Origin of the sequence: Geobacillus sp. FSL W8-0026 (genome assembly GCF_037966255.1) — a bacterium.
Classification (GTDB): domain Bacteria; phylum Bacillota; class Bacilli; order Bacillales; family Anoxybacillaceae; genus Geobacillus; species Geobacillus icigianus.
Map to the genome: position 1 here is coordinate 1,683,251 of NZ_CP150194.1, position 21,962 is coordinate 1,705,212.

17 protein-coding genes and 2 pseudogenes are annotated in these 21,962 nt (G+C 47.7%); 11 read left to right on the forward strand and 8 right to left on the reverse strand.

The features are described 5' to 3' along the window. The first annotated feature begins 5 nt into the window (after window positions 1-5). Entirely contained in the window at window positions 6-629 is a 624-nt protein-coding gene (locus NST29_RS08420; protein WP_033019103.1) for an urease accessory protein UreH, read from the forward strand. A gap of 111 nt (window positions 630-740) precedes the next feature. On the opposite strand, the gene NST29_RS08425 is transcribed toward NST29_RS08420, so the two are convergent. Further along, window positions 741-1,220, reverse strand: a complete 480-nt coding sequence (locus NST29_RS08425; protein ID WP_033019102.1) for a GNAT family N-acetyltransferase — start codon at window positions 1,218-1,220, stop codon at window positions 741-743. A gap of 87 nt (window positions 1,221-1,307) precedes the next feature. Here NST29_RS08425 and NST29_RS08430 point away from each other — a divergent pair, with 87 nt between their 5' ends. Beyond that, entirely contained in the window at window positions 1,308-2,669 is a 1,362-nt protein-coding gene (locus tag NST29_RS08430; protein WP_033019101.1) for a D-serine ammonia-lyase, read from the forward strand. A gap of 15 nt (window positions 2,670-2,684) precedes the next feature. Next, window positions 2,685-3,204, forward strand: a pseudogene (locus tag NST29_RS08435) (sugar O-acetyltransferase). A 62-nt stretch (window positions 3,205-3,266) separates the two neighbouring features. On the opposite strand, the gene NST29_RS08440 reads toward NST29_RS08435, so the two are convergent. The 6 genes from NST29_RS08440 to NST29_RS08465 all read right to left on the reverse strand — a co-directional run bounded on the left by NST29_RS08440 (window position 3,267) and on the right by NST29_RS08465 (window position 10,230). Further along, window positions 3,267-3,917 carry a cyclase family protein gene (locus NST29_RS08440; protein WP_033019099.1) on the reverse strand — a complete coding sequence of 217 codons (651 nt, stop codon included), beginning with the start codon at window positions 3,915-3,917 and terminating at the stop codon, window positions 3,267-3,269. 7 nt (window positions 3,918-3,924) lie between these two features. Continuing rightward, window positions 3,925-4,746, reverse strand: coding sequence for a carbon-nitrogen hydrolase family protein (locus tag NST29_RS08445; RefSeq protein WP_033019098.1), 822 nt, complete (start codon window positions 4,744-4,746; stop codon window positions 3,925-3,927). Window position 4,747: 1 nt separating this feature from the next. Further along, the gene (locus NST29_RS08450; protein WP_200878274.1) at window positions 4,748-6,121 is read right to left on the reverse strand and encodes a cytosine permease; all 1,374 of its coding nucleotides are present in this window, start codon (window positions 6,119-6,121) and stop codon (window positions 4,748-4,750) included. Window positions 6,122-6,200: 79 nt separating this feature from the next. Continuing rightward, window positions 6,201-7,661: an aldehyde dehydrogenase family protein gene (locus NST29_RS08455; protein ID WP_033019096.1), complete on the reverse strand. Its 1,461-nt coding sequence runs from the start codon at window positions 7,659-7,661 to the stop codon at window positions 6,201-6,203. Between the two features lie 33 nt (window positions 7,662-7,694). Continuing rightward, the gene (gene speB / locus NST29_RS08460; RefSeq protein WP_339232932.1) at window positions 7,695-8,669 is read right to left on the reverse strand and encodes an agmatinase; all 975 of its coding nucleotides are present in this window, start codon (window positions 8,667-8,669) and stop codon (window positions 7,695-7,697) included. 166 nt (window positions 8,670-8,835) lie between these two features. Beyond that, the gene (locus NST29_RS08465) at window positions 8,836-10,230 is read right to left on the reverse strand and encodes a sigma 54-interacting transcriptional regulator (protein WP_033019093.1); all 1,395 of its coding nucleotides are present in this window, start codon (window positions 10,228-10,230) and stop codon (window positions 8,836-8,838) included. A gap of 160 nt (window positions 10,231-10,390) precedes the next feature. Here NST29_RS08465 and gabT point away from each other — a divergent pair, with 160 nt between their 5' ends. From gabT to NST29_RS08485, 4 genes are all read left to right on the forward strand, one after another. After that, window positions 10,391-11,737 (forward strand): 4-aminobutyrate--2-oxoglutarate transaminase, encoded by a 1,347-nt coding sequence (gene gabT, locus NST29_RS08470; RefSeq protein ID WP_033019092.1) that lies wholly within the window; start codon window positions 10,391-10,393, stop codon window positions 11,735-11,737. Between the two features lie 371 nt (window positions 11,738-12,108). Continuing rightward, complete coding sequence (locus NST29_RS08475) at window positions 12,109-13,446, forward strand: aspartate aminotransferase family protein (protein ID WP_033019091.1); 1,338 nt, start codon at window positions 12,109-12,111, stop codon at window positions 13,444-13,446. A gap of 146 nt (window positions 13,447-13,592) precedes the next feature. After that, entirely contained in the window at window positions 13,593-15,002 is a 1,410-nt protein-coding gene (locus NST29_RS08480; protein WP_033019090.1) for a sodium:solute symporter, read from the forward strand. Window positions 15,003-15,107: 105 nt separating this feature from the next. Then, window positions 15,108-16,544 carry an aldehyde dehydrogenase family protein gene (locus NST29_RS08485; RefSeq protein WP_033019089.1) on the forward strand — a complete coding sequence of 479 codons (1,437 nt, stop codon included), beginning with the start codon at window positions 15,108-15,110 and terminating at the stop codon, window positions 16,542-16,544. 94 nt (window positions 16,545-16,638) lie between these two features. Here the strand turns inward: NST29_RS08485 and NST29_RS08490 are convergent, their stop codons facing one another. Then, window positions 16,639-18,099 (reverse strand): glycosyltransferase family 39 protein, encoded by a 1,461-nt coding sequence (locus tag NST29_RS08490; protein ID WP_033019088.1) that lies wholly within the window; start codon window positions 18,097-18,099, stop codon window positions 16,639-16,641. Between the two features lie 176 nt (window positions 18,100-18,275). On the opposite strand from NST29_RS08490, the gene NST29_RS08495 reads away from it, so the two are divergent. The 4 genes and pseudogenes from NST29_RS08495 to NST29_RS08510 form a co-directional block, all read left to right on the forward strand. Next, entirely contained in the window at window positions 18,276-19,040 is a 765-nt protein-coding gene (locus tag NST29_RS08495; RefSeq protein ID WP_033019087.1) for an enoyl-CoA hydratase, read from the forward strand. 181 nt (window positions 19,041-19,221) lie between these two features. Continuing rightward, window positions 19,222-20,238: a LacI family DNA-binding transcriptional regulator gene (locus tag NST29_RS08500; RefSeq protein ID WP_033019083.1), complete on the forward strand. Its 1,017-nt coding sequence runs from the start codon at window positions 19,222-19,224 to the stop codon at window positions 20,236-20,238. 298 nt (window positions 20,239-20,536) lie between these two features. Beyond that, window positions 20,537-21,013 carry a Gfo/Idh/MocA family oxidoreductase gene (locus NST29_RS08505; RefSeq protein WP_235207593.1) on the forward strand — a complete coding sequence of 159 codons (477 nt, stop codon included), beginning with the start codon at window positions 20,537-20,539 and terminating at the stop codon, window positions 21,011-21,013. Between the two features lie 45 nt (window positions 21,014-21,058). Further along, window positions 21,059-21,649 (forward strand): annotated as a pseudogene (locus NST29_RS08510) (IS4 family transposase); the annotation flags it as partial. Window positions 21,650-21,962 lie beyond the last annotated feature (313 nt).

Sequence of the window (21,962 nt, forward strand, 5' to 3'; positions counted from 1 at the left end):
AGACAATGGGAACGATATGGCCTGTGCTCTTGTTTGGATTGCTGCTAGGAATGAAACATGCGACAGAACCGGATCATGTTATTGCGGTTTCTACGATTGTCAGCCGAACAAAAAAACTTTCCCTTTCGTCGCTGGCCGGCATGTTTTGGGGAATCGGCCATACGTTGACGCTGCTCATCGTCGGGATGGCGATGATCGCTTTTGAGCGACAAATTCCTGAACGGGTTGCTTCTTACCTTGAAATGGTCGTTGGCGTTATGATCGTCATTTTAGGAATTGCCAGTTTTCGCTCGCCAATGAGCATGGATCATCATCGCCGTGGCGATATTCATCATTTTCATATCAAATCGACATTGATCGGCATTGTTCATGGTTTGGCCGGAAGTGCCGGAATGGTGTTGTTGACGATGACGACGGTCAAAGGAACTTGGATGGCCTTTTCCTTTATTTTGCTTTTTGGCTTAGGGACGGTCATCGGCATGATGTTGTTCACCACACTTCTTGGCGTTCCGTTCGTTTGGATGAAAGTGAAACGGCAAGCCATAAGCCAATGGATGGTGAAAACCGTCTCCCTCATTAGCATCGCCTATGGAGTATATTACATTTATCATATAACCACCGAGCTTTAATACTCCTAGCGACTAGCTTCATAGGTGAGGAGTATAAAATATTGAAAGAAGCACTAGCCTTGGGAGAAGGCTGGTGTTTCTTTTTCAAGAAGACGTCATCATTGCACCGTGTCACCCTAGTCGTTTCACAAGCAATAGCTCATCCCGAATCGGAATGCCCTCAGCGCTCATCAGCGGAATGCTTGGCTTGATTTGCCGCGCCTTGTCGACGGCGTTCGGAAAGACATTTACGATTTGATAGCCGCGCTTTTGGTAGAAACGAAGTGCATGCAAGTTGTCATTCGTCGTGATCAGTCGAACCACGGTGCACCCTTGTTGCCTCGCCCATGTTTCTGCCTCATGCAAAAGGGCGCTGCCGACGCCGCGGTTTTCCATTATGCTGTCTAGCGAGATGATCTCGCATTCGTTTTTGCGAATAAGGAACGTAACAAGTCCGATGATTCGTTTTCCATTTTCAACAGCCGCAAATCCGTCCAGCTCGCTGCAGTCATAAACACCAGTCGACACTACCATTTGTGGACTTCCCCAATGTTCGATAAAAAACTGGTTGACTAGAGCGCGGTCTAATTGTTTTGTTGGGACGATGTTCAAGACCGTTTTCCTCCCCTATACCAGCGATTCACGTTTTCTATTATACTGGAAGTAGATGCTTTTTACATATGGATGAGGAGGAAAGACATGGAGAACCGAATCGTAGCGGGGAAAACGATTCGACAATGGATGAGGGAACTTCCGTTGTTGGAGAATATGATCAGAACAGAAGAAGTGTTTTGGCCGAATCCAAACATTTGTTCATTTGATCAAGCCACCCGACATCTTCCGCTCGGTGAACGCGATGTCAAGGAAGCTGAAGAACGGTTGGCGCGCTTTGCCCCGTATATCGCCAAGGCGTTTCCGGAAACGCGGGACAGTGGCGGAATCATTGAATCGCCGCTAATAAAGATTCCGAAAATGCAACGGTATTTGGAAGAGATGAGCGGGCAGCCGATTGAAGGGGAAGTATGGCTCAAATGCGACAGCCATCTCCCCATCTCCGGATCAATCAAGGCGAGAGGGGGGATTTATGAGGTCTTGAAACATGCCGAAGACCTCGCGCTCGCAAACGGTTTGATTTCCATAGAGGATGACTACGCAGTCTTCGCTGACGAGGAGTTTCGGAAGTTCTTTTCCCGCTATTCGCTTGTCGTTGGTTCAACGGGAAATTTAGGCCTGAGCATCGGAATCATCGGCGCGCGGCTTGGATTTCATGTGACGGTGCATATGTCGGCGGACGCGAAACAGTGGAAGAAAGATTTGCTGCGAAGCAAAGGGGTGACGGTGGTCGAACATCTCACCGATTACAACAAAGTGGTCGAAGAGGCGAGAAGACAATCGGCTGAAGACCCCGCCTCGTATTTTATCGATGACGAGAATTCGATTCATTTGTTTTTAGGATACGCGGTGGCGGCGTTGAGGTTAAAGCAACAGTTAGAAGACAAGAACATCATCGTCGATGAAGATCACCCGCTGTTTGTCTACCTTCCTTGTGGAGTTGGCGGCGGACCGGGCGGGGTGACGTTTGGTTTGAAACTCGTGTACGGGGATCATGTGCATTGCTTTTTCGCCGAGCCAACCCATTCGCCTTGTATGCTGCTTGGGCTGATGACGGGTGAACACGATCGCGTCTCGGTGCAGGAGTTTGGCATAGATAACCGAACCGAAGCCGACGGGCTGGCCGTCGGCCGCCCTTCGCGACTGGTCGGAAAGATGCTCGAACACGTCATCAGCGGCGTCTATACAGTGGATGATTCCACCCTTTATCGGCTGCTCGCGGCGATGATCGATACGGAGGAGATCCGCTTGGAACCGTCGGCATTGGCAGGGGTCGCAGGGCCTGTTCGTTTGTGTCAAGACCAAGCAGCGCGCATGTATCTCGAGCAGCACCATTTGACAGAAAAAATGAACAAAGCCACCCATATTTGCTGGGCCACAGGCGGAAGCATGGTGCCGAAGGACGTGATGGATGCTTACTATCAGGAAGGGAAACGTCGGCAAGGGTGATGCCGCCGAAAGAGCATGACGGCTTTTTCGGCCGATCCGCTGCTTGTGAAAGAGCGGGCGAGACGGCTCGTTCGCTTATATTAATGAAACATTGGAAACGGAATATGAAAAGCGGGTTCAATTGTTAAGGGAACTGTTCGGCTCAACAGGAAAACAGCTGTACATCGAGCCGAACTTCCGCTGTGACTATGGGTATAACATTCATGTTGGCGAACATTTTTTCATGAACTTTGATGGCGTCATTTTAGACGTCTGTGAAGTGCGGATCGGCGATCATTGTTTTATCGGTCCCGGCGTGCACATTTATGCGGCGACGCATCCGCTTGACCCGCACGAGCGGAACAGCGGCCGCGAATACGGGAAACCGGTCACTATCGGGGATAACGTTTGGATCGGCGGACGAGCTGTGATCAACCCAGGTGTCACGATCGGTGACAACGCTGTCATCGCCTCAGGCGCTGTCGTGACAAAGGACGTTCCCGCTAACGCGGTCGTTGGCGGAAACCCAGCGCGAGTCATCAAGTGGATAAAATAACTAGAGAGAGGGCGCCCCGCATCGAAGAAGATACGGGGCGTTTCGTATGTCCGATCGACTGGTCACCCCCATTGCACCGCCACCGCCCGAACAGGCGAGCCGTCGCCGCTGGGCAAGGAAAGGGGCAGAGCGATAATGTATGGGTCATCAAAATCGATTTGATCGAAGTTGGTGAAGTTTTCCCCGATCACCCCGTTGGCGCCGAGAATAAGTTCATGAGCGCGAAACGAGGAACCATCCGACGGATCGATGTTCAGGGCATCGATCAAAAACGTGCGAACGCCCCGTTCGAGCATCGCTTCAATGACATCCGGCGCGACGTACGGGTGGCGAAAATACTGCTCCGTTCCGACGTACGACGACCAGCCGGTGTGAAACAAAACGATCATTCCCGGCGACAGCTTCGGCATATACACGGCAGCATCCGCCATCGTCACCGCTTCCCCTTCCGTTTTCCCCGTGGCATCGATCACAACGCCGCGGCCGAGAAAATAAGAGAGCGGCACGTCATCCAACCGCCAGCCGTGCTCGCAAAAATGGAACGGCGCATCGACATGGGTGCCGCTATGCGAACCGAGCACAAGGCGGCTGACATGGTAGCCGTCAGCGGCGAACGTGGCCGCCGGTTCGATGTGCGGCTTCGGATCCCCGGGGTAAACCGGAGTTTGGGCCGTGATCGGCATGGAGAGGTCGATGAGTTTTTTGATGATCATTTTCTCGTCATTCCTTCCAAGTCCATTCTCGGTAAAGGTCTGTCCGTCGTTCGTCCATCATTGTATAAAAGTTTTTCTTTAACTCTTGGCGTTGGTTGTGATCGATCATTGCGTGTATGATTTCTTCCCGTTCGTCCATGTTGGCTGCGGCTATTTCACTTCCATCCGGCCCATAAATAGAGGATAAACCAAAGAAATGGAAAGAAGAAGGCCGTCCGATTTGATTGCATGCAGCAACATAAACCGTATTATCGATCGCTCTGGCCATGGCTAATTTTTGAAACGGTGCATGAAATGGAGATTCCCAAGCACATGGAACGAGAAGAAGCTCGGATCCATGGACGGCTAGGTATCTTGCTAGTTCCGGAAAAGCTAAGTCCCAACAAATCATCAGACCGATACGGCCAAGGTCGGTATCCACCAGCACCGGCTCGGCTCCCGAAGAAAACCAGGCTTTTTCAAAAGGAGTCAAGTGGATTTTTCGGTAATTTCCGATACATTGTCCATTGGGATGAATCAACATAAGAGAGTTGTATATATTTTCTATATCGTCCTTTTCAACGTATCCGTAAGCAATGTACAATTGAAATTGTTGGGCCATCCGGCTCATATACTGGAACGTAGACCCATCAGGTGTCTCAGCCAGTTCTTTTAGTACTTCTGACAGTACATAACCAGTAGTGCAAAGTTCCGGGAACAGAAGAAGGCGGACATTAGGGAACTGTCGTTTGCACTCATTGATGATCACTTTCATTTTGGCCAAGTTGGCGCCAATATCACCAGTTACTGATGCCATCTGCGCCAACGCGATGTCAAACGATAGGTTCATATCATCCCTCCAGTTTAGTAGGAGATTCAAGTTCGACAGAATTCATGTTTGCAGCGATTTGTTTTGTCCATCTCATCAACACAAAATAAACCGTCCCTGATAAAAGAAATGTCAGCATGGTGGAGCCGACGGCAAGCGGATGAATGTACGTAAAATAATAGGCGAAGACAGCTCCGACGATATAGGTGAAGTAGGCGGCGATGTTGACTCCTTTTTGATAGCGATAGTGACCTTTTGTATCGTACAAAATATCTTCAGCATCATATACCCCTTTTTTGATAAAAAAGTAATCAACGAGCACAATCGCAAACACAGGAATGAACAACGTGGCAATCAGCATAATGAAGTTAAAGAACTGAGACATTAGCACTTCTTTCAGCAAGGCGCCAAGTGTGCAAATCACTCCCATGATCAATGTCGGTTTCCAAAAGCCTGCGCGTGGGAAGATGTTCATAAACGACATCGTGGCGCTATATAAGGCCATGACATTGGTCGAGAGTACAGAAAAGAAAACGACGATGGATGAGATCAATCCAAACCCGTAAGCGGCAAGGAGAATGGTAGGATCATACGTCCTTTCCATGTTGGAGGCAATGCTAAAGCCGCTGACGACAGCGCCGAGCCCCATTGCGACAATGGAAGCGACAAGATAGCCAAAATACGTTCCCCAAAACCCGCTTGTTTCTGAGCGGCAGTTGCGATTGAAATCGCAAACCGTCGACATCCAAGAAAAGGCGGTGGCGACGACGATGTCAAAGGCGATGATCGTGGTGATGGATGGATGCTCGCTCAATTTCATTTCGACGAGTGTTGAAATGTCGTAAGTCGTAAAAATTTTGTAAAAAACGAGGAACGATAAAATCAGCATAGCAATCGATATATATTTCTCTATCCGTTCCACACCTCGGTGGCCAAAAATTGTAATGACTACAACAAGAAGCTCTGTCAAGATCACAAATAGATTAATATTACTGTATCCAGTGGTGTAATGAACGGCATAATTCAGACTAAGGCCAGCCATATAGGCTTGAATCCAGCTCCAGCCGATTAAAATGATGGTGTTGACAAGGGCGGGAAGGATGGCTCCTTTTTGTCCAAAGGCCGCTCTTGTGATCACCATTGTAGGGAGCCCGGTGCGGATGCCGATGTTTCCGGTAAGGGCGAGCGGAATAGCACCGATCGCCGAACCGACAATGATCGCCAGCATGGCGTTGGAAAAGGAAATGTCAGGAACAAACATCATACCCGTCATGACAGTCGTAATCACCACATTTGCCGCAATCCAAAGGGTAAACGTGCTAAAGAAGTTCATGCTTCGTTCGTTCATCGGGGTGGGGCGAATATCATCATGGCCCAACCGTTCTATCCATTTCATGATGATCGGTCCTCCTTGTTTTTTATATTTTTAATATTCAGAATAATAACCTTACACTGATTTCGTCCTAAGGACGAAATCAGGAGCGTGATGGATACCATCCGAGTGGTTTGCCGTGTTGGCTGATGTTCACATGCTTTGTTTCCGTAAAAGCGGCGAATCCTTGCGGCCCAAGCTCCCGACCGATTCCGCTTTGTTTCATGCCGCCCCAAGGAGCATCGACATAAGGAGTGTGATAACTGTTAATCCAAATGGTTCCAGCTCTCAATTTTCCGGCGATTTGTTCCGCCCGTTCGAGATTGCGGCTGAATATGCCAGCTGCTAGTCCGTATATTGTCTCGTTCGCCAGGCCGATGGCTTCGTTGTCATGTTCAAACGGTTGCAAAGTAATGACAGGACCAAAGATTTCTTCTTGGACGATACGCATGTCTTGACGGACATGGGCGAAAACAGCAGGGGTGAGATAATACCCCCGTTCCTTGATTCGTTCTCCACCCTGTAGCAGCACCGCTCCTTCCTGCAAGCCAATCTGGATATATGTTTCCACTTTTTCTAAATGTGAGGAGCTGATTAGTGGTCCCATCTCCGTGTTTTCCGCGAAAGGATCGCCAATACGGAGGGAAGCCAGTCTTTGGGTTAGCTGATCAATCAACGAATTATAAACACGCCGTTGTACAAGAATGCGCGAAGCAGCCACACACACTTCCCCTTGATTGAAGAAGGAGGCAAACAGTGCCCACTCGACGGTGCTAGTAAGATCGGCATCGTCAAAAATGAGCAGCGGGGATTTTCCGCCGAGTTCCAAAGACACTCGCTTCAACCCACGAGCACATTGTTCGTAAATCCATCGTCCGGTTTTCGTTCCGCCAGTAAACGATATTTTTTCCACATCAGGATGTGTCACTAATGTTTCTCCAACCGGCGAACCACTGCCAAGCACGAGATTAAACACGCCCGGCGGGAGACCGATGGAATCGATCAGCTTCGTCAGCTCTATGAATGATAGCGGCGTCAGTTCTGATGGTTTAAATACCACTGTATTTCCCGCCGCAAGCGCCGGGGCCAATTTCCATATCCCCAATAAGAGGGGGAAATTCCAAGGCACGATGAGAGCGCATACCCCGATCGGTTCCTCAATGACTTTGCTTGTCGTGCCATCGGTTCTTTTCTTTTCCTCGATGGTCCGTTGCTCAACAAAATCGGCGTAGTAACGGAGGCATTGGATCGAATCACTGACATCGAGGCGCGATTCGCGAATCGGTTTCCCTGTATTCAACGTCTCAATGGCAGCGAATGTTTCCGCGTTCTGTTCCAACAAATCAGCCAGTTGCCGAAGGACGGCCATTCTTCTTGCCGGATTCGATGGCCAATCGGTGTATTGAAAGGCATGACGGGCCGCTTGGATTGCTTCTACTGTTTGTTGTTGGGATGCTTCATTGATTTCTATGATGACTTCCTCATTCGAAGGATTGATCACCGCCCTTTTTTCTCCTTCTCCTTTGTACCATTTTCCGTTGATATACACATGGTCCTGAGCCATTGAAAGCCGCTCCTTTTTGTTTGTGACATGTTTTTAGGATGTTGTCGTTGTCGATAGGTTGTTGGCCTGTGACCGCTTTTTCTTCAACGCCACAAGTGTAATCATCTCATACATAATCGCAGAAGCCAATAGAGCGGTCACTTCTCCGCTGTCGTAAGCAGGCAAAACTTCGACGAGATCAAACCCGACAATATTTAGTCCATCGAGTCCCCTTACGTATTCGAGTGCCTCGTAGCTGGTTGGTCCGCCCACTTCCGGTGTGCCAGTCCCCGGGGCAAAAGCAGGATCGACAAAGTCAATATCGTAAGAAACGAAAACCGGTTTGTCACCGACGCGTTGATGGATGCGGCGCATTACTTCCGAAAAGCCCATTTGCCGGACCTCTTTCATCGGAATGACTTCAAAACCAAGCCGTCGGGCGTCCTCGATATCATCAGCACTGTAAAGCGGTCCGCGCATCCCGACTTGAATGGAATGATCCACATCAAGCAGCCCTTCCTCGACAGCGCGGCGGAACGGCGTGCCATGCATATATTTTTCTCCGTAGTAATGGTCCCACGTGTCGCTATGCGAGTCAAAATGAACGAGCGCGATGGGGCCAAAGCGTTCGTAAAAAGCCCGCAAGTGTCCCAATGTAATGGAGTGATCGCCGCCCATCAGAATCGGAACGATATCTTTCTTCAACAATGGTCGCAGCTCTTCGACGATACGATCATACGTGCGCAACGCATTGCCGGGAATGACATCAATATCCCCGTAATCGACGCCGGAACAATAGGCAAAAATATCAATATCCATATCTGGATTGTAAGGGCGAAGCAAGACAGAGAAATTGCGAATGTGCTGTGGGCCATATCGTTGTCCGGTTCGGTTTGATGCCGCGGTGTCAAAAGGAACGCCAACTATGACAAAATCGACATCGTCTGTTGTTTTGATCTGTTCCAACCGCATAAAGGTGCGAACCCCACAAAAACGGGGTGATTGGGAAGAATCTTTCGGTTGATACATGTCAAGACCTCCTTGGGCAGTGAAAAATGGTTCGCGATGGTTTTAGAAGCAAAAAGTGTGCCAAAAAGGGGAAGCAGACAAGAAATACGCAAACAAGGCTGCTTTTACGTCCATCCTTGCTTGCGTATGTTCAAAAATGAGCGAACGCTTCATTCAAAGATGAATCTTAATTCGTTTTTGAATCAACACCGTATTTTTTCAGCTTTCGTACGACCGTTGGCTGGCTGATGCCAAGATAATCAGCCATCTCGTATGTTGTTTTGCACTGTTTGGCTGCACGCAGGAGCCATTGCCGTTCCACTTGTTCAATGGCTTCTTTTAATGTCGACGGTTCGTTCCGTTTTTCCAACGATTGATGGGGAGTGATCACCTCTGGATATTTCTGGATCGAAAAAGGAAGATATTCCGGATAAATGGCTCTCGTTTCAGAAGTAATGACTAACCGTTCGATCATATTCTCCAGCTCACGCACGTTGCCTGGCCAGTCGTACTGAACGAGATGGTCGACAATGGATGGATGAAAGTATTTATCCATTTGATATTTTTGGTTGAATTTTTTCAAAAAGTATTGGGCCAGCATGAAAATATCTTCTTTTCTCTCACGCAAAGAAGGAACGTAAATCGGAATCACATGCAAACGATAAAATAAATCTTGGCGGAACTTTCCTTGCTTCACCATCTCTGCTAGGTTCTGATTTGTCGAGGCGATCAGGCGAAAATTGACCGTTCGTTCTTTAATCCCTCCAACACGTATGACTTTTTTCTCTTGCAAAACTTTTAGCAGTTTCGCTTGCATCGAAAGGGGAAGCTCGCCAATTTCATCAAGGAAGAGAGTTCCTTTGTCGGCCAGTTCGATCAGCCCCGGTTTTCCTGTTTTTTGCGCACCGGTAAAGGATCCTTTTTCATAGCCGAACATTTCCGATTCAAACAGTGATTCAGGAATGGCGCTGCAGTTGACCTCAATAAACGGTTCATTCCGCCTCGGGCTATGGAGGTGAAGGGAACGGGCGAATACGTTTTTTCCGACTCCAGACTCGCCGAGGAAAAGAACCGTCGCGTCCGATTGGGCCACGCGGTGCACGAGCTTCCAAATTCGTTCCATCGCCTTGCTTTGAATAACGATATGTTCCGGCTTCAACTCCTCTATTTCCATTTGATAATGTTCCATCTGCTTTCTCAGCTTTTCATAGTCTTCTTTCAAACGCTCTAACTCTGTTAAATCATGGGAAAAACTGATGATCCGGACAAGGCGGTTTTGGTGGTCAAATACAGGCACGCCTGTCGCCATGACAACTCGTCCGGTGGCGGTTTGCTGCATCAATTGGACCTCTTTTTTCTCCCGTAATACTCTCGCTGTAACTGAAGGGCAAAAGACGTTTTCTTTTTCTAATTGATAAACCGATTTTCCGACTAAATAAGAGACGTCCTTTCCGTATATGGACAAGCAATTCGGGCTGGCGCGAAGAATGATCCCGTTTTCGTCTGCGATCACAATATTGTCGTTTGATGATTTCAATATCGCGTCCAACTCGAATTCCAAAACATCAGCTGTACGGTGCATACTTTCCCTCCTAGCAGTCTGTGAGGCTTCTATTACTAACTTTATCAAAGAGGCGAAAAAATCCTTTTTCCTTGTTATATGATTTTGCATGAAGTTTTTGGCATGTTTTTTGCATATCTAAAAAGATGGATCATGATACACAATGGGACGGAGGGAGAAGATGAAGGCAGAAACAAAAAAATATATCCAAGTAAAAACAGCGATTCCGGGACCAAAAGCAAAGGAGCTATTAAGAAAAAAAGAACAGAATGTTCCGCGGGGACCGTTTAACACGGTATCGACGTTTGCGGTAAAAGGAGAAGGAGCGCTCTTAACCGATGTGGATGGAAATACGTTTATCGACTTGGCCGGGGCGATTGGAAGCCTCAATGTCGGCCATTGCCCGCCGAAAGTGGTGGAAATGATCCAAAAACAAGCGGAGCAGTATATTCATCCGTGTTTCCATGTGATGATGTATGAGCCGTATATTGAGTTGGCCGAGACGTTAAACCGCATCACGCCAGGTGCTCATCATAACAAAACCTTTTTCTTGAACAGCGGGGCAGAAGCAGTCGAAAATGCCGTCAAAATTGCACGAAAGTATACAGGGAGAAAAGCCATTCTCTCTTTTGAAAGAGGGTTTCATGGGCGAACCTTGTTGGCGATGTCGCTGACAAGCAAAGTGAAACCATATAAATTTGGTTTTGGACCTTTTGCCCCGGATACGTACAAACTTCCGTATCCCTATTATTACCGAAAACCAGCAGGCATGACCAACGAGGAATTGGACGCCGAGCTTTTGCGGCGGCTTGAGGACTTTTTTCTCTCAGAAGTCCCGGCGGACGAGGTAGCTGCCATCATTATGGAGCCTGTGCAAGGAGAAGGCGGGTTTATTGTTCCGTCAAAAACATTCGTTCAAGGGGTCAAACAAATTTGTGAAAAATACGGGATTTTGTTTATCGCCGATGAGATCCAGACCGGATTTGGACGAACAGGGAAGATGTTCGCCATTGAACATTTTGACGTTGTGCCTGATTTAATAACCATGTCGAAGTCCATCGGAGCGGGTGTGCCGATCAGTGCGGTGACGGGAAGGGCAGAAATCATGGATGCACCCAATCCGGGAGAAATCGGCGGGACATACGGGGGCAGCCCGCTTGGTTGCGTGGCCGCTTTGGAAGTGATTCGCATGTTGCAACAAGAAGGATTGGTAGAACGGGCCAATGACATTGGACAAATCGTTATCAATCGGTTCAGACAGCTGCAGGAGAAGTATGAGGCGATCGGGGATGTACGGGGACTTGGGGCTATGGTGGCCATCGAATTTGTCACTGACGCAAAGACAAAAGTACCGAATAGGGAATTAACGGCCGCCATTTTGCGAGCATGCCATCAACGTGGTGTCATCATCATGAGTGCGGGCCTATACAGCAATGTCATTCGTCTATTAACGCCGCTTGTCATCACAGATGAACAGCTGGAGGAAGCATTGGATGTCATCGAAGAGGTCATTGCTGAATTGGCGTGATCAGTGGTTCCTAGTCAAACTACTTGTGGAAACTTCGTGATGCAGTCGAAAAAGTGATGGCGATATTATCTTTTTGAGACCGTGCCACCTTTTTGTGGTGCGGTTTTTTGATTTGAGACTTTCTACTCCGAGAGAATGTTTTCTGAAGGAAGAGCAATCCGTGTCGATTCAAAAATAAATTATTTGATTTAACAATGAATTAGATCCGTTGTGGAATTCTAAACAAAGCTGTCATGATAGGAACCGGTTAAAACAGAGGGATAGAATCAACGATTATAATTAACTAAAAATAAAGAATAGTTTTAAAGGTGGCACAGAACTTGCAAATCCGTTTTCGATGAACAAAATGGCTTGGCTGAAGGGGGATGTACATGACACAAGGCAACTGGCTACCTCTCTTTCACAAAATGCATGATTTGCTCGCGCCAACGATGGCGAAAGACCACCCGAATTTGCCGGTTGTGAAGGAAGAAGGATGTTACTATTACGGACTGGATGGAAAAAAATATCTTGATTTCACTTCCGGTATTGCTGTGGCCAATACGGGTCATCGCCATCCAAAAGTCGTGCAGGCTATCAAAGAGGCCGCAGACCGCCTGATGCATGGGCCGAGCGGTGTCATCATGTATGAATCAATTTTGCGTTTGGCCGAAGAGCTGACAAAAATTTTGCCGGAAGGGCTTGACTGCTTCTTTTTTGCCAACAGTGGAACAGAGGCGATTGAAGGAGCAATCAAATTAGCGAAACATGTGACACGACGACCATACGTCATTTCGTTTACCGGATGTTTTCATGGCCGTTCGTTAGGGGCGCTTAGTGTCAGCACATCGAAAAGCAAATATCGGAAATACTTGCAGCCCAACGGCTTGACGTACCAACTTCCATATGCTAATCCAAAACATTGTCCGGTAGGAGAGGATTCTGATGTGTACTTCGCTCGTAAGCTTGAACAGGATGTAGAGTCCTTGTTTGCCCATCAAGTGACTCCGGAAGAAGTGGCGTGCATGATTGTCGAGCCAGTGTTGGGAGAAGGAGGATATATCGTTCCTCCGAAAGGATGGCTGCGCAAAATAAGGGAAATTTGTGACCGCCATGGTATTTTGCTTATTTTTGATGAGGTGCAGACAGGATTTGGGCGCACAGGGGAATGGTTTGCCGCTCAAACATTTGGCGTTACCCCAGATATTATGGCCATTGCGAAAGGCATCGCTTCTGGGTTGCCGCTCAGCGCAACAGTTGCTTCGAAAGAATTGATGAAACAATGGCCACTCGGCAGCCATGGGACAACGTTTGGCGGCAACCCCATTGCATGCGAAGCGGCGCTAGCAACTTTAGACGTATTTAGGGAAGAAAAATTGTTGGAAAATTGCAGGGAAGTTGGGGAATACGCACGCAAAAAACTGGGATTGTTAAAAAGGAAGCATCCCGTCATTGGAGACGTGCGTTCGATCGGTCTGATGATCGGCATCGAGATCGTCCACCCGCATACTCGCGAACCGAATGGGGAGGGAGTGATGAATATTTTGAATCGTTGTCTGCACAAAGGTGTTCTTTTCTACCTATGCGGCAATCAAGGAGAAGTGGTCCGCATGATCCCACCACTGATCGTGACAAAAGAACAGATTGATGAAGGATTAAGCATGTTCGATGAGGCGTTGACCGAATATGAAGAGGAAATCGGTGTGCATTCGTTCGCTTCTGGAAAATGAAAAAAAGAGGGAGGCACATGTCGATTACCATTTCGATACTGGATGTATTCACCAACTGATGTCGTGTCGTTGAAGGAATGTTTGCCTTTTAGGAAAGGATCGCGAAGGACATGAATTTGTGATTATAAGAGGATGGGGGAATGGGTATGAACGCACTAGATACTGGAGTTCTCTTATGTTATTTTCTCGTATTGATCGGCGCAGGGATTTTGGGGGCGAAGCGGGCGAAGACGGCTGAAGATTTTGCGTTGGCAGGCCGCAATCTTGGATTATTTGTTTATCTTGGCTGCCTGTCTGCTGTGATTTTGGGAGGCGCCTCAACGATCGGGACAGCAAAATTAGGGTATCAATTTGGGATTTCAGGTATGTGGTTTGTGTTTATGATTGGTTTGGGCATTGCTGTGCTTGGCCTGTTTTTTACAAACCAAATTTATGGCGCCAACGTGACGACCATCAGCGAACTGCTTGGCCGCCGTTACAATCAGGAAACGCGTTTGATCAGCGCGTTGGTGGCAGCGATCTATACGTTGATGGTTTCGGTAACACAAGTCATTGGGATGGGCACAATCATTCATGCGGTTTTAGGTTGGAGCATGACCGTTTCGATGTTAGTTGGCGGGGGGATCGTGTTGTTTTATACGATTCTCGGAGGAATGTGGAGCGTGACGATGACGGATATCATTCAGTTTATCGTCATGACTGTTGGCATTTTCCTCGTGATGCTGCCGATGAGTTTGTCCTATGTCGGTGGATGGACATCACTTTTGGACCGATTGCCAGCGTCACATTTTGATCTGACATCGATGGGATGGGCAAATATTTTTCAATACTTCTTGCTCTATACATTAGGAATGGTGGTATCACAAGATATTTGGCAACGGGTGTTTACGGCCAAAACACCGAACATTGCTCGAGGTGGCGCAGTATATGCGGGTCTTTACAGCATCGCTTATGCCGTGGCGTTAAGCGTCATTGGCATGTGCGGGGTGATCGTTTTTCCGAATATAAACGATCCACAAAACGTATTTGCCAATATGTCATTAGAGATTTTGCCGCACGGCTTGTTAGGGCTCATTTTGGCCAGTGTATGTTCTGCTCTTATGTCAACGGCCTCCGGAACATTGCTTGCCTCATCTACTCTGTTATCACATGATATTTTGAAGCAATATTGGTTTCAGAATATAAGTGATCGACAGTTTGTCCTATTATCCAGAATGATGACGCTAGCAGTGGGGATTGTCGCCATTATCTTTGCTATTTGGATTCAGGATGTGCTTGTTGCATTGGATGTCGCCTATGCCATTTTGTCAGGCGCCATTTTCGTACCAGTGATTTTTGGTTTCTTTTGGAAGCGAGCAACGGCGAAAGCTGGCTTTTACTCTATCGTTATTAGTTCCATCGTTGTGCTGGTTGGTTTAGCGATGGAGGGATTAAGCTCAACCTATCCGATTATATATGGAATTGGGGCGAGTATCGTTTCGATTGTGATTTTTTCCTACCTTTTCCCATCCGCCAATCTAAAAGAGGAGATAGAGGATCAGCAACATGTCCTATAAATGGATCAGAAAAGAGGATTCTAACAAATTTGCGACGAAATAAAAAGTGTTATTAACACAGGCAATGTTTGGATTGCAAATACTAGTTAGGGAAAGGATGAGAACATGGTGGAAAGAAAAAAACTATACATCAACGGCGAATGGCGGGAAGCGAAGTCTTACACCGAACTGAAATCACCGTATTCACGCGAGACGATTGCCGAAATTCCGATGGCTACCGAACAAGAAGGTGATGAGGCGATCGCCGCGGCGTATGCGGCGCGGCAGACGATGGCCGCCATGCCGGCGCATGAACGGGCCGCTATTTTAGAGCGGGTCGTCGAACAGTTGAAAGAGCGGCAAGAAGAAGCGGCGAAGTTGATCGCCTTGGAAGCCGCCAAGCCGATCACCACGGCGAAAGGGGAAGTCGCCCGCACGATCCAGACGTATACATTCGCCGCCGAAGAAGCGAAGCGCATCCATGGCGAAACATTGCCGCTTGATGCGGCGCCGGGCGGGGAAAACCGCATCGCCATCACCGTCCGTGAACCGATCGGCGTCATCGGAGCGATCACGCCGTTTAACTTCCCGATGAACTTAGTCGCCCATAAACTTGGTCCGGCTATCGCTTCAGGCAACACCGTGGTGTTGAAACCAGCGAGCCAAACGCCGCTGTCGGCCTACTTTATCGCCGAGCTGTTCGAGAACGCAGGCTTGCCGAAAGGGGCGCTCAACGTCGTCACCGGAAGCGGCCGCACGGTCGGCGACCAAATCGTCGCCGATCCCCGCATCAGCATGATCACGTTCACCGGCAGCCCGGAAGTGGGCATCGCGATCCGCAATAAAGCAGGTTTAAAGCGGGTGACGTTGGAGCTTGGCTCGAACTCCGCCGTCATCGTTGACGAGCAGGTCGATCTTGATCGCATCATCCCGCGCTGCGTATTTGGCGCGTTCACGTTCCAAGGGCAAGTGTGCATTTCGCTCCAGCGCATCTATGTCCATGAAAAACGCTATGACGAGTTCGTTGAAACATTCGTCGCTGCCGCGAAACAGTTGAAAACAGGTGACCCGCTCGATCCAGCAACGGATGTGTCGGCGTTAATCACGCCAAACGATGTCGATCGCGCGCTTGCTTGGATTGAAGAGGCGAAACAAGGCGGCGCGAATGTCGTCCTTGGCGGCGAGCGCGACGGCAACATTTTGCTTCCAACGGTCATTGTCGATGCCCAACCGACAATGAAAGTGTCATGCCAAGAAGTGTTCGCCCCGATCGTCTTGATCAACCGTGTCCGCTCGATCGACGAAGCGATTGCGCTTGTCAACGACTCGCGCTACGGTTTGCAGGCGGGCATTTACACCGATAACGTCCATACCGCGTGGAAAGCGGCGAAGCAGCTGCACGTTGGCGGCGTGCTCATCAACGACATCCCGACGTTCCGCGTCGACCATATGCCGTACGGCGGCGTGAAAGAAAGCGGGTTCGGCCGCGAAGGGATCCGCTATGCGATCGAAGAAATGACGGAGTTGAAGTTGATTATTTTCAACGAGAATGAAGCGAGATGAGAAGAAGAGGGAATAGAATTTTATCCCAAACACTTTTCACATAGAAAGAATGGTTGCGCAGCCTTGGAGAGAGTGATACCCCAAGGCTGCCTGTTTATGCTTGTTTCTCTAAAATATATCCCCAACGGTTCGAGGCGAGAACAGACAAGTGGTATTTATGCTCGAGCTGTTTGCTAAACCATGCTTTTTTCACGAGAAGCAGGCTTCGATTCGTATGCAAGAACGTTTTCAGCCCTCCATGCCGAGGTTTAAGGTCATTCGCCAGCTTTGCCGTTAAGACCGCATTTTGCGGCCAGTGATCTTTCCGATGCAATGGATGGTACATAAAGAGTTCGTACCCGTGAACAGGCATTTGGGCGGTCTGCTGAAGTAATGCCAGTTCCCAATTTGGTTTCGGATGATGAATATACTTTTGAATATTCATTTCGTAAAACGATGCGACAAACAACAGACCGGCAAGCAACAACCCACGTGCTCTCCACGTTCCTTTTCTCCACAATTGACTGGCGCAAATGCCAATCAGCATACAAAGCGGTGGGTAAACAGGGAGAATGTACCATCTGATTTTCGTCTTAGCTAGGGTAAACATGAGAAGCGGGACGCAAATCCATACTAAAATCCCGACCACATCCGCTTTCAAACGATGATTCGCTTGATCAAAGGTTAAAAGACGAACGTCTTGTATATAGCTGATGACCATGATGCCGATCAAGAGTGCGAGCCACCAAAAGAAAAAATGAACAAGAATGATGCCGTAGTAGGTTTCATCGCCAATATGACCCTCAATAGGCCGGGAGGAGCGTAACAACAAATCATAGGCGATCATTTGCTTCAAAAACCGCCATCCATCATAGTGGTAGCGGGCAAGAACCCAAGCGAGCACAGGAACAGCGAAACTGAGGGCTGCCCTCCACCAAGCGCGCCAATGAAATGCCCCCCATTGTCGAGTAAGTAAGAAATACACAGCCATGATCAACAAAATGTTCCCTGCATGCCAACTTTTCGTTAAAAAAGCGAGTGAACAGGCAAGGCCAGCTGCATACAACCATCGCGTCTGCCGTCTGGCCGACAGCAAAGAAATGATGGATAACGTAAAGAAAAATACAAAGAGCGAATCTGCATCTCCTGTGCGAGCGCAATGGTTGAGAAGATATTGGGTGCTAGTCGACAAGGCAAGCAATGATATGATAGCAGCCATGCGGCCAAATCGTTTTTTCATAAATAAAACAATGACTATAGCCATGAAGATCGCGCAAACGCCAGACATCAGTCGCAAGCCAAGAGCGTTCAGCCCAACCAACTTATAACCAACCATAATAGCCCAATAACTAAGGGGAGGTTTTAAATTCCAGTAATCAGGGTGGCTAAGATATGTGTTGACGATAAAATTTCTATTTTTTAACATTTCATAAGCATTGACGCCATGTCGCGCTTCGTCCCAGCTGGAAATAGGGAATTTTCCGAGATTATAAAAGACATTGTAAACCATCATAGAAAATATCAATCCCGCCAATACATAAAACGACACGTTTCGCAAATAGCCTGTCTTTCTCATTATACCGACCCCTTCATAGGCAAACGGATGTAATAAAGTAACGCCGTGATAGAACTTATTACAAATCAATGAATATGTCAAGCACTGATGTTTTCACAATATTTTTGTTAGCTGCAAGGAGTTAAGAGCCTCTATAGAGAATGAATAAATGAATCATCATTCAGAGGGGGAGAGCAATGGAAACAGTTGTGCTGACATTTGACCAAAACAAAGCAATATTGGAACTGAACCGCCCGCAGTCACTCAATGCGATGGATGGACAAATGTTAACAGAACTTGTCGGCGCATTGCGGCAAATCGAAGAAAGTGATGCTTCGATCGTCGTCATCCGCGGCAAGGGAAGGGGATTCTCGGCAGGCGGCGACATTAAGACGATGCTTTCCGTGAATGACCCGAGTCAATTTCAGACGGTGATGAACACGATCCAAGAGATGATCATGCGATTGTATACGATGCCGAAAATCACTGTTTCGCTCATCCATGGGCCCGCTGCTGGCCTTGGGTTCAGCTTTGCGTTGGCAAGCGATTACCTGATCGCTACAAAAGAAGCACGCCTCGCCATGAACTTTATCGGCATTGGCCTCGTCCCTGACGGCGGCGGGCATTTCCTCTTGGCGCAGCGCGTCGGTACGGCAAAAGCAAAACAGATCATTTGGGAAGGAAAACCGATGAGCGCCGACGAAGCGCAGCAGCTGGGCCTCGTCGATTTCGTTGTCGATCATGAGGAGCAAGCGGAACAATGGATCGCCTCCTTGCAGGAAAAACCGCTCCAAGCCATGATCGCCACGAAACAGCTGTACGTCGAGCAAACAAAGGCGGACTTGCTTCGCGTCCTAGAGCTTGAAACCGACGCCCAACAGCGCATGCGGCAAACCGAAGATCACCGCGAAGGCGTCCGCGCCTTTTTAGAAAAACGGAAACCGGTGTTTCGGGGGAGGTAGGAGAAACGACGATATTTTTGCTTAAAACCGGTCAATTCAGGCCGGTTTTTATATGGGCTTCATTTATTATGAAATCGAAAAAAGCATTGAAAGAAAGTGGAAAAAGAATTAGAATAACATTAAAAGGGCAAGCGCTTTACTTAACAAGGTTAACTATAATCAATGGAGAGATTGGTAAACGATGAAAGTGACAATCTACGATGTAGCGAAAAAAGCTGGTGTATCTATTTCAACGGTATCAAGAGTGCTCAATAATACGGGACGTATAAGTGAAAGAACGAGAAAAAGAGTCCTTCGAGTAATGGAAGAGTTGCATTATCAACCGAGTATGGTCGCCTCGGCGTTGACCGGGAAGCGGACAAGAACGATTGGCCTTGTCATTCCTGATGTAGCAAACCCGTTTTTTTCTGAAATCGCTAGGAAAGTGGAAGATCGAGGAAGAGAACAAGGGTTTAACGTTCTGATGTGCAATACGGATAACAACCCGGAGACGGAAGAAATGTATCTTTCTTTGTTACGTCAAAAAAGCGTGGATGGCATCATCATCGGAACGACAACGAACAATTATACAATGATCAAAGAGTTGTTGGAAGAGAATTTCCCTTTGGTTTTTATTGCTCAAGATATCCCAGAGCTAGCCATTAACGTAGTGAGAGTTGATGATTTTTTAGGAGGGTATCAAGCCGTCTCGCATCTTGTTTCCCTAGGTCATCGACAGATCGCGATCATGCTAGGGAATTTAAGTCGCACAAGTGATAAATACAGATTGCAGGCCTATCAGCAGGTGCTTCAAGAGAACGGCTTGAAATGCGAAGAATCTTGGATTGTATATACGGACTATTCGATGGCTGATGGAAAAAAGGCGGCGATGGAGCTGTTGCAGTCGACCCCAAGGCCGACAGCGATTTTTGCCTGTTTTGATTCTCTTGCCGTTGGCACTTATCAGGCGGCCAAAGAGTTGGGACTCCGCATTCCCGATGATCTGTCAGTGGTTGGATTTGATAATACGATTTTATCGGCCATTATCGATCCACCGTTGACGACAGTCGCCCAACCTATTGAACAAATGGGAAGGCAAGCGGTTGACCTGCTAATCGCCCAAATTGAAGAGACCAATCATACGAAACAGCGGATCATTTTGCCGCCTCATCTAGTGGTAAGGAAATCGGCCTGTCATATCGCTAAAGTGAAATCGTAAGGATGTGAGCAGATTGTTTTTATGGAATAATAGATGTTACTGGAGAAAACGTTGAATTTAATGAGAAGAACAGCTGTAAGTAGCTGTTCTTTTATTTTTTAATAAAAATTCTATAAATTTAGAAAAAACACTTGATAAAATAATAGGTTGAGGGTAAAATAAAAAACAAAAGGAAAGCGCTTGCTCAAAAAGTTCGATGGAGATTAGATTGCACTATTATTAATGGACATGATAACCATTGTTTTCGATGTATTAGAAAGCGCTTCCCTGCTACAACGGAGATGAGGAGGAGAAAATAATGACTCGGGTGAAAGTAGGGATTTTGGGAGCCGGAGGGATTGCCAAGGTACATACGTCGATCCTAAAGAAAGATGAGCGGGTTCAAATTATTGGGGTAGCGGATATTGTGGAAGAAAGAGCCGCTTCATTGGCGAAGGAAGCCGGGGAAGCAAAAGCGGTCAAAAGCCTCGAGGAATTATTTGATCTTGGTGTAGATGCTGTTTACGTGACGACGCCAAACACGATGCATGTTGAGCCGGTACTAAAATGTCTGGAAAACAATGTGCATGTCTTCTCAGAAAAACCGATGGCAACTTCTTTGGAGGGGGCAGAGCAGATCAGGCAAGCGGCTGAACGATCAAAGGCGATTTACAACTTGGGAATGAACCGCCGGTATGCGTCGGTGTATAAAAGAGTCAAGGAATTGGTTGATTCCGGGGAGGTAACCCATAGCCATCAAGTTAAGAAAACAGGAATAAATCTATGCCTCATTTGACCATCCTTTTGAAGACTTCATCATGTCTTAGAAAGGGTGGTTTTTTTGAAGACGTCCTTATCTCTCCAAGAGGAATGGCATTGTTTTTTAGAGGGATTACGAAGCGTGTTATCGTGTGATGAGCTGGAACAGATGGCCTGAGATCATCGATTTATTCAACGAAAGGGGAAGTTGCGCGCCCATGATTTCGTGGCACTTTGCACATTTCTCCAGGAAGAAGGCGGTCAAAAATCATTGGTGCAGCTCTGCAGTGCTCTAGCTCTTAAGCAAAACACCTCTCTGAGTGCGGAAGGGCTCAATCAACGGTTTCATGAAAAAGCGGTGAGTTTCCTCAAAGCGGTGTTCGAAAAACTGCTGATTCATCAGACGCAGGAGGCCCGTCACGTGTGTCAAAGACATTCGCTGTTTCGCCGGATTCGCATTCTCGATTCCACGTCGTTTCAACTGCCTCCTGAGATCCAAGGGATTTACGAGGGATGTGCGGGGCCTAGGGTGAAAATTCAGTTAGAATATGAATGGCTAGAAGGGAAGGTTCTCCATGTGGACGTCGAAGATGCCCGTCATCATGACGCCGCCTACGGAGCGTCCCTTCGATCGACCATTCAAGAAGGAGACCTTTGTTTGAAAGACTTAGGAGGACGGTGATTATTAGTACACACCGATTCCTAGAAGCATTTCTCAAATAGAAAAACATTGTATCATCAGCGCTTCTTTTCACACGTTCATCCAAGGCCTACGAAAAACAACTGCTTCGCTGGATGGGCGAGCAGCCGAAAGGGATAAGGTTACGGTGTCGCAAGGTTTTTCAATTTAAGAAAAGCTGTTAGGAGCAACATTTCCCCTTACATCGCTGTCCTTCTAGACATATTGATTCACTAAGAGGCAGGAATTCCTTGGGCGGAGCACGAAAGAGTAAAGAAGTCAGCGAGGATACGGCAGTTACGGATAG

Coding starts and splice junctions, on each gene's coding strand:
- NST29_RS08475 (WP_033019091.1), top strand. CDS start 12,109: ATGACACAAGGCAACTGGCTACCTCTCTTTCACAAAATGCATGATTTG.
- speB (WP_339232932.1), bottom strand. CDS start 8,669: ATGTATCAACCGAAAGATTCTTCCCAATCACCCCGTTTTTGTGGGGTT.
- NST29_RS08495 (WP_033019087.1), top strand. CDS start 18,276: ATGGAAACAGTTGTGCTGACATTTGACCAAAACAAAGCAATATTGGAA.
- NST29_RS08450 (WP_200878274.1), bottom strand. CDS start 6,121: ATGAAATGGATAGAACGGTTGGGCCATGATGATATTCGCCCCACCCCG.
- NST29_RS08500 (WP_033019083.1), top strand. CDS start 19,222: ATGAAAGTGACAATCTACGATGTAGCGAAAAAAGCTGGTGTATCTATT.
- NST29_RS08430 (WP_033019101.1), top strand. CDS start 1,308: ATGGAGAACCGAATCGTAGCGGGGAAAACGATTCGACAATGGATGAGG.
- NST29_RS08485 (WP_033019089.1), top strand. CDS start 15,108: ATGGTGGAAAGAAAAAAACTATACATCAACGGCGAATGGCGGGAAGCG.
- NST29_RS08465 (WP_033019093.1), bottom strand. CDS start 10,230: ATGCACCGTACAGCTGATGTTTTGGAATTCGAGTTGGACGCGATATTG.
- NST29_RS08505 (WP_235207593.1), top strand. CDS start 20,537: ATGACTCGGGTGAAAGTAGGGATTTTGGGAGCCGGAGGGATTGCCAAG.
- NST29_RS08440 (WP_033019099.1), bottom strand. CDS start 3,917: ATGATCATCAAAAAACTCATCGACCTCTCCATGCCGATCACGGCCCAA.
- NST29_RS08490 (WP_033019088.1), bottom strand. CDS start 18,099: ATGAGAAAGACAGGCTATTTGCGAAACGTGTCGTTTTATGTATTGGCG.
- gabT (WP_033019092.1), top strand. CDS start 10,391: ATGAAGGCAGAAACAAAAAAATATATCCAAGTAAAAACAGCGATTCCG.
- NST29_RS08420 (WP_033019103.1), top strand. CDS start 6: ATGGGAACGATATGGCCTGTGCTCTTGTTTGGATTGCTGCTAGGAATG.
- NST29_RS08445 (WP_033019098.1), bottom strand. CDS start 4,746: ATGAACCTATCGTTTGACATCGCGTTGGCGCAGATGGCATCAGTAACT.
- NST29_RS08455 (WP_033019096.1), bottom strand. CDS start 7,661: ATGGCTCAGGACCATGTGTATATCAACGGAAAATGGTACAAAGGAGAA.
- NST29_RS08480 (WP_033019090.1), top strand. CDS start 13,593: ATGAACGCACTAGATACTGGAGTTCTCTTATGTTATTTTCTCGTATTG.